Raw genomic sequence first — 6,459 nt, 5'->3', positions numbered from 1 at the left:
AGGGGCTGTCCGGAAGGACGGCCCTTTTTGCTGTGTGTGATTTTTGGTGGTCTAGGGTTTTTAATCGTAACGCGCACATAATCCCATACCGTTTATATGCATTAATTTGCCCCTCCTCCTGCGGCTAAAAGCCTGAAAATGGCTGAATGAATTAGCTGTAATTATGTACAAACCTATCGTAATACCAGGTTGTGAGCTTGCTCATCCCTCTTCGTGACTATTTCGACTAAAACAGATAAGCCCTGATAAAAATGTCAGGTGTATTTCGTGTCTCTGTACAACCTGCACGCATTGACGTGGGGTTAAAACCTGCAAACAAGCCAAAAAGCTGTCGACTGCTCATAAAGGAGTAGATTATGTACAGGCGTTTACTGGTCGCAATGGCTGTCGCTACAGCATTATGTGGCGCAACACAGGCTTCGGCGCTCACCGTGGGATTTTCTCAAATCGGTTCCGAGTCGGGATGGCGCTCTGCTGAAACCAAAGTCGCTAAACAGGAAGCAGAAAAACGGGGTATCACCTTAAAAATAGCGGATGCGCAACAGAAACAAGAGAACCAGATCAAAGCGGTAAGATCGTTTATTGCACAAGGCGTTGATGCCATTTTTATCGCACCCGTGGTCACAACGGGCTGGACGCCAGTACTTCAGGAAGCCAAGGAAGTAAAAATACCGGTATTCCTGCTGGACCGTATGATCGATGTTAACGATCCCTCCTTGTATACCGCTGCGGTTGCTTCTGACAGTGTCTACGAAGGTAAGGTGGCTGCCGAATGGCTGCTGAAGGATGTGGCAGGCCAGCCCTGTAACTTTGTTGAGCTGCAAGGTACGGTGGGATCGAGCGTCGCAATAAACAGTAAAAAAGGGTTTGTTGACGGCATCGCTGCTTCTCCGAATGTGAAGATCATCCGCTCACAATCAGGCGATTTTACCCGCAGCAAGGGTAAAGAGGTGATGGAAAGCTTCATCAAAGCGGAGCAGAACGGCAAGAATATCTGCGCGGTTTATGCCCATAACGATGATATGGCGATCGGTGCCATTCAGGCCATTAAAGAGGCCGGATTAAAACCGGGCTCGCAAATTAAAGTGGTTTCTATCGATGCTGTTCCCGATATTTTTAAAGCAATGATCGACGGTGAAGCCAATGCCACAGTAGAGCTGACGCCAAATATGGCGGGTCCAGCATTTGATGCGTTAATTGCCTTGAAAAAAGAAGGGAAGCAGCCGCAGAAATTTATTCAGACTGAATCAAGATTATTATTGCCGGATACGGCGCAAGCGGAATACCAATCCAAAAAAGACCTCGGTTATTAAGCCTGATAACGATGGCGTGCAATGCACCATCGTTACCTGATGTTTTAGGCGTAATCAATAAGGTTGTGTTTTGACCAACACCCAAACGCAAGTGGCATAGGTGAGTCTGATGGACACTGAATTGCTGTTGGACATCCAGGGAATGAGCGTCGAATTTCCTGGCATTAAAGCGTTGGATAGCGTCGATTTCACGCTACGCAAAGGGGAAATTGTTGCCTTGCTGGGTGAAAACAGTGCGGGAAAATCGACGCTGATAAAAGCATTGACCGGGGTTTATCGGCGTTCAGCAGGAGAGGTTTTTCTCGAAGGTAACGCTATCGATCCGTTAAACACTGCACACGCGCAATCCTTGGGCATCGGTACCGTTTACCAGGAGGTCAACCTTTTACCCAATCTGTCGATGGCGGCGAATTTGTTTTTGGGCCGGGAACCCTTGCGCTTCGGCATGATTGATCAGAAAGAAATGGCGCGGCTTGCCAGAGAAATTGTCGCCTACTACGGGCTACGGATAGATGTTACCGATCCTTTAGGCAATTACTCGATCGCCATTCAGCAGATCATTGCTATCGCTCGTGCGGTCGATCTTTCCGCCAAAGTTCTGATCCTTGATGAACCCACTGCCAGCCTGGATGCGAATGAGGTCGATATGCTGTTCGGCATCCTGTCCCATTTGCGTGAGCACGGCGTGGGCATGATTTTTGTCACCCATTTTCTCGATCAGATTTATCGCCTTAGCGATCGCATCACCGTGTTGCGTAACGGCAAACTGGTAGGCAGTGAAATGACGGCGGCGTTGCCACGTATCGATCTGGTACAGATGATGCTGGGCCACAGTTTTGATGAATCGCTATTAAAGCGCTCAGCCCATGCGACTGAAACCGGCGATCCTTTGGTCGAGTTTCGTGGCTATGGTCGTCGTAATATGGTTGATCCCTTTGATTTGTCCGTTGCGCCAGGCGAAATCGTCGGGCTGGCGGGATTATTGGGATCGGGTCGCACAGAAACCGCTCAGCTCGTCTTTGGCATTAAAACGCCGGATAGCGGTGAAGCCAGGGTTGATGGTCAGTCCGTCTCCATTCGGAGCCCACGCAAGGCGGGCAAGCTGGGTTTTGGTTATTGCCCTGAAGCTCGCAAAACCGAGGGCATCGTCGGTTCAGCGACCGTTCGAGTGAACATTATTCTGGCGTTGCAGGCCCAGCGCAGGTGGTTGCGTCCGCAGGCGTTAAAAGAGCAAACCCGCATTGCAGAAATGTTCATTGAGAGATTGGGGATACGCACGCCGAGTCCTGAGCAGGAAATTCAGTATCTATCTGGTGGCAATCAGCAAAAGGTGTTGCTGTCGCGCTGGTTGGCGACAGAACCGCGTTTTCTCATTCTTGATGAGCCGACGCGCGGCATTGATGTTGGTGCCCATGCCGAAATCATTCGTTTGATAGAAAAACTGTGTGAGCGCGGTATGGCGCTGCTGGTTATCTCCTCTGAAGTGGAAGAGCTGACCGGTTACGCAGACCGCATCATTATGTTGCACGACAGAAAGCAGGTGGCACATCTGGCGCATCAGGAGATTTCCGTTGCTGCCGTGATTCAAGCCATCGCATTACAACCAGGAGGTGCGCATGACGAACAGCCATGTTAAACCCGTACGTCGGGTGCGCTTCGGCGTCAGTAAAGGGCTACCACAGATTGCGGCATTGGTGGTCATCCTGTTAATCGATAGCCTGGTAGCGCCCAACTTCTTTTAGCTGCATATGCAAGATGGCCGTTTGTTCGGCAGCCTGATCGATATCCTTAATCGCGGAGCACCGGTCGCATTGCTGGCATTGGGCATGACGCTGGTGATCGCCACCGGCGGTATTGACCTCTCGGTGGGGGCAGTGATGGCGATCGCCGGTGCCACGGCGGCGAGCCTTGCGGCACAAGGGCATACGTTGCCAGTGATTTTACTGACGGCAGTGCTTAGCGGCGCAGTATGTGAGCTGTGGAATGGCTTTCTGGTCGCTGTGTTACAGATCCAGCCCATTGTAGCAACCTTGATGCTGATGGTGGCGGGTCGTGGTGTCGCACAGTTGATTACCGAAGGGCAGATTATTACCTTCGCACATCCTGCGCTGGCACATCTGGGTAGCGGCTCGCTGTTCTATCTGCCGATGCCGGTGATTATCGCCTGTGCCATGCTGCTTCTGCTCTGGTTACTGACGCGCAAAACCGCGTTGGGATTATTTATCGAAGCGGTGGGTATCAATGTTCGCTCTGCCAGAAACGCGGGCATCAGCACGCGCCTGATCCTGATTTCTGTCTATGTCATCTGCGGTATCTGCGCTGCGGTTGCGGGTGTAATTATTACGGCCGACATTCGCGGTGCGGATGCCAACAATGCCGGTTTATGGCTTGAACTGGATGCGATTCTGGCGGTGGTGATCGGCGGTGGCTTCTTGCTTGGTGGGCGGTTTAATCTGCTGCTTGCAGTGGTCGGGGCCTTGATTATTCAAAGTATGAATACCGGTATTCTATTGGCAGGATACCGTCCTGAACTCAATCTGGTGCTCAAGGCGTTGGTGATGTTGGCGGTGCTGATTATGCAGTCTCCGCGTTTCTCGCTGCGCCGCCTGTTGCGGAGGCACGAATAATGCTGAAACGAAATATTCCGCTGTTGATTACGCTCGGGGTTTTTATCGTCGGCTATCTGTTTTGCCTCAGCCAGTTTCCGGGATTTGCTTCCACGCGCGTGTTCTTCAACCTGCTGACGGATAATGCCTTTATCGGGATCGTCGCTGTCGGCATGACCTTTGTGATTCTCTCCAGTGGGATCGATCTCTCCGTCGGCTCGGTGATCGCCTTTACCGGCGTGCTGTCAGCCAAGCTAATTGGTACCTATGGTATGCATCCCAGCTATGCCATTGCGCTGGAGCTGGTGATGGGGGCGGCATTCGGTGCGCTAATGGGGTGGATTATCGACACCCTGAAACTACCTGCGTTTACCATCACGCTAGCCGGCATGTTCTTTGTGCGCGGCATGAGCTTTATTGTCTCTCAGGAGTCTATCCCGATTGAACACCTCGTGTATCAACAGCTTGCCGGATTAGCGTGGCGTATGCACGGTGGGGGACGCCTGACCTTTTTGGCGTTGATCATGCTGATGACGGTGATTGTCGGGATGGCCTTGGCGCACCGCACCTGTTTTGGCCATCGCGTTTACGCCATTGGCGGCAATATCACTTCAGCGGAGCTGATGGGGGTGCGGGTGAGAAAAACCACCATTCAGATCTACATGCTTTCCAGCACGCTGGCGGTGTTGTCCGGCATTGTGTTCTCGCTATATACCTCAGCGGGTTACGCGCTGGCTGCGAGCGGCGTGGAGCTGGATGCGATTGCGGCAGTAGTGATTGGCGGTACGCTCCTGACCGGCGGCTTGGGCACGGTGCTGGGCACCTTCTTCGGGGTGCTGATTCAAGACTTTTGATGGCACGCTCAGCTCCTGGTGGACCAAGATCGTTATTGGCATCCTGCTGTTTGCCTTTATCGTCTTGCAGAAAGGGCTTAGTGCATTTTGGGTCGCCAAACGCGCCTGGTAGCGCTACGCGGCTCACAACATATCGGCAATAGGGGTTTTAAGCAGTTGGCGGATTAACGCCTGCTGGTCGCTGTTTTGCAGCCAAACGGCATACAGCGGGCGGATCACCGGTGGCGTATTTTGCTGTATGTAAAGCAATGGGTACGTTTTTTCCCAATGTCGCGGCAGAAAGGCACAGCCACCGGTGGTCAGCAGCAGCTGGCGTGTCAGGTGTGCTGAGGTGGTGGTCAGGATAGGAAGCTGTTCGTTACTCAATAACCGCCCTTCATGTTGATGAAAATCCGCGGCCCATTCCAGTTTGATAAAAGGTCGTTCGATCTGCTCTTCATCCTGAGTGGCGAACAACGCCAGAGAGAAGTTTCCTAACAGATGGCTGGTTAACTCTTCCATTTTGGGCTGCTCGGTGGTGATCAGCAGGTCCAAACGCCGCTCGTGTAACTGCTGCACCAGAGAGTGACGTTGTGCAATGCGCGCTTCAAGCTGAAGCAGCGGGCGCTGCTGATATAACGTTTGCAGCCAGGGTGTCAGGTAGGCTTCCCACAGCGATGCCGTCGCACCAATCGACAGCAACTGGTGCTGTTGCGAGCGCGCGACCTCTTTTTTAGCCAGTTGCCAGGTGCCCATTAGACTCTCTGCGTAGGGCAACAACCGCTCGCCCGCCGGTGTCAGGCGAATATTATTGCGATGGCGAGTGAACAAATTTGCACCAAGTTGATTTTCTAATTGGCGAATACGAAAGCTGACCGCCGACTGGGTCAGATAGAGCGATTCTGCGGCGCGTCCAAAATGCCGCGTTCTGGTGACTTCCAGGAAGGTTTTTAGTAATTCGGTATCCACGCCCATCTCCAAAAAAATTTTGTCGTTATGATTTAAATGTTTTGTTTTACAGAATGTCAAGCCTATCTAATACTCCGCGCCATAAACAGCACGACCATAAAAGAATTAGGAGCGTGTAAGATGGCGGAAAGCTTCTCTACAACGAATCGTTTTTTTGATAATAAATCCTATCCACGCGGCTTCTCTCGTCACGGTGACTTCACCATCAAAGAAGCCCAGATGTTGGAGCGTTATGGCTATGCGCTGAATGAGCTTGACCTGGGTAAACGCCAACCGGTGACCGAGGAAGAGATTCAATTCGTCGCCATGTGCCGCGGTGAACGTGATGCATCCACCGATATGGAAAAAACCTGGGCCAAATATGTTGCACGTATTCGTCGCCCGAAGCGTTTTCACACGCTGTCCGGCGGTAAGCCGCAGATGGATGCGGTGGAAGAATACACCGATAGCGACGATTAAGTTTTTCACTCGCGGGGCCAATGGCCCCGTTTTTTATGTCTGTGCTTTACCCTAAATCGCGGTGCAAGCGGCGCAATAGCCTATCCATGCAGCGATAACTGATCGCCTCCGCCAAATGGTCGCGCTGGATATCGGGCTGTTGCGCCAGATCGGCGATGGTCCTTGCTACCTTCAAAATGCGGTGCCAGGCACGCACAGACAGCTCCAGCTTGGTCATGGGGTTTGACGGTCAATCATGTAAAAAACCACGCTAAGGAGATAATTTATTGTTTAAATTGA

General features: G+C 51.9%; 4 protein-coding genes and 3 pseudogenes. 5 read left to right on the top strand and 2 right to left on the bottom strand.

The window, feature by feature from the left end; translation table 11 throughout:
* The first annotated feature begins 356 nt into the window (after positions 1-356).
* The 4 genes and pseudogenes from ytfQ (at position 357) to yjfF (ending at position 4,885) form a co-directional block, all read left to right on the top strand.
* Complete coding sequence (ytfQ, locus tag CS369_RS18235; RefSeq protein WP_196908182.1) at positions 357-1,313, top strand: galactofuranose ABC transporter, galactofuranose-binding protein YtfQ; 957 nt, start codon at positions 357-359, stop codon at positions 1,311-1,313.
* Positions 1,314-1,422: 109 nt separating this feature from the next.
* Positions 1,423-2,949: a sugar ABC transporter ATP-binding protein gene (locus CS369_RS18230; protein ID WP_196908181.1), complete on the top strand. Its 1,527-nt coding sequence runs from the start codon at positions 1,423-1,425 to the stop codon at positions 2,947-2,949.
* Positions 2,930-3,940 (top strand): annotated as a pseudogene (gene ytfT, locus CS369_RS18225) (galactofuranose ABC transporter, ATP-binding protein YtfT). Before CS369_RS18230 ends, ytfT begins: the two are co-directional and overlap by 20 nt.
* Positions 3,940-4,885: pseudogene (gene yjfF / locus CS369_RS18220) on the top strand (galactofuranose ABC transporter, permease protein YjfF). Before ytfT ends, yjfF begins: the two co-directional pseudogenes overlap by 1 nt.
* 11 nt (positions 4,886-4,896) lie before the next feature.
* Here the strand turns inward: yjfF and hdfR are convergent.
* Entirely contained in the window at positions 4,897-5,721 is an 825-nt protein-coding gene (gene hdfR, locus CS369_RS18215) for an HTH-type transcriptional regulator HdfR (protein WP_196908180.1), read from the bottom strand.
* Positions 5,722-5,841: 120 nt separating this feature from the next.
* Between hdfR and CS369_RS18210 the strand changes: the two genes are divergently transcribed.
* Positions 5,842-6,180, top strand: a complete 339-nt coding sequence (locus CS369_RS18210) for a DUF413 domain-containing protein (protein ID WP_196908179.1) — start codon at positions 5,842-5,844, stop codon at positions 6,178-6,180.
* 46 nt (positions 6,181-6,226) lie between these two features.
* On the opposite strand, the pseudogene CS369_RS18205 reads toward CS369_RS18210, so the two are convergent.
* Positions 6,227-6,388, bottom strand: a pseudogene (locus CS369_RS18205) (ATP-dependent protease); the annotation flags it as partial.
* Positions 6,389-6,459: the final 71 nt, after the last annotated feature.

The sequence above is a fragment of the Candidatus Symbiopectobacterium sp. 'North America' genome, from assembly GCF_015762685.1.
GTDB lineage: Bacteria > Pseudomonadota > Gammaproteobacteria > Enterobacterales > Enterobacteriaceae > Symbiopectobacterium.
The sequence above is the reverse complement of the archived record's forward strand: the minus strand, read 5'-3'. Positions and strand labels throughout refer to the sequence as shown.

Coding starts and splice junctions, on each gene's coding strand:
- CS369_RS18230 (WP_196908181.1), top strand. CDS start 1,423: ATGGACACTGAATTGCTGTTGGACATCCAGGGAATGAGCGTCGAATTT.
- ytfQ (WP_196908182.1), top strand. CDS start 357: ATGTACAGGCGTTTACTGGTCGCAATGGCTGTCGCTACAGCATTATGT.
- CS369_RS18210 (WP_196908179.1), top strand. CDS start 5,842: ATGGCGGAAAGCTTCTCTACAACGAATCGTTTTTTTGATAATAAATCC.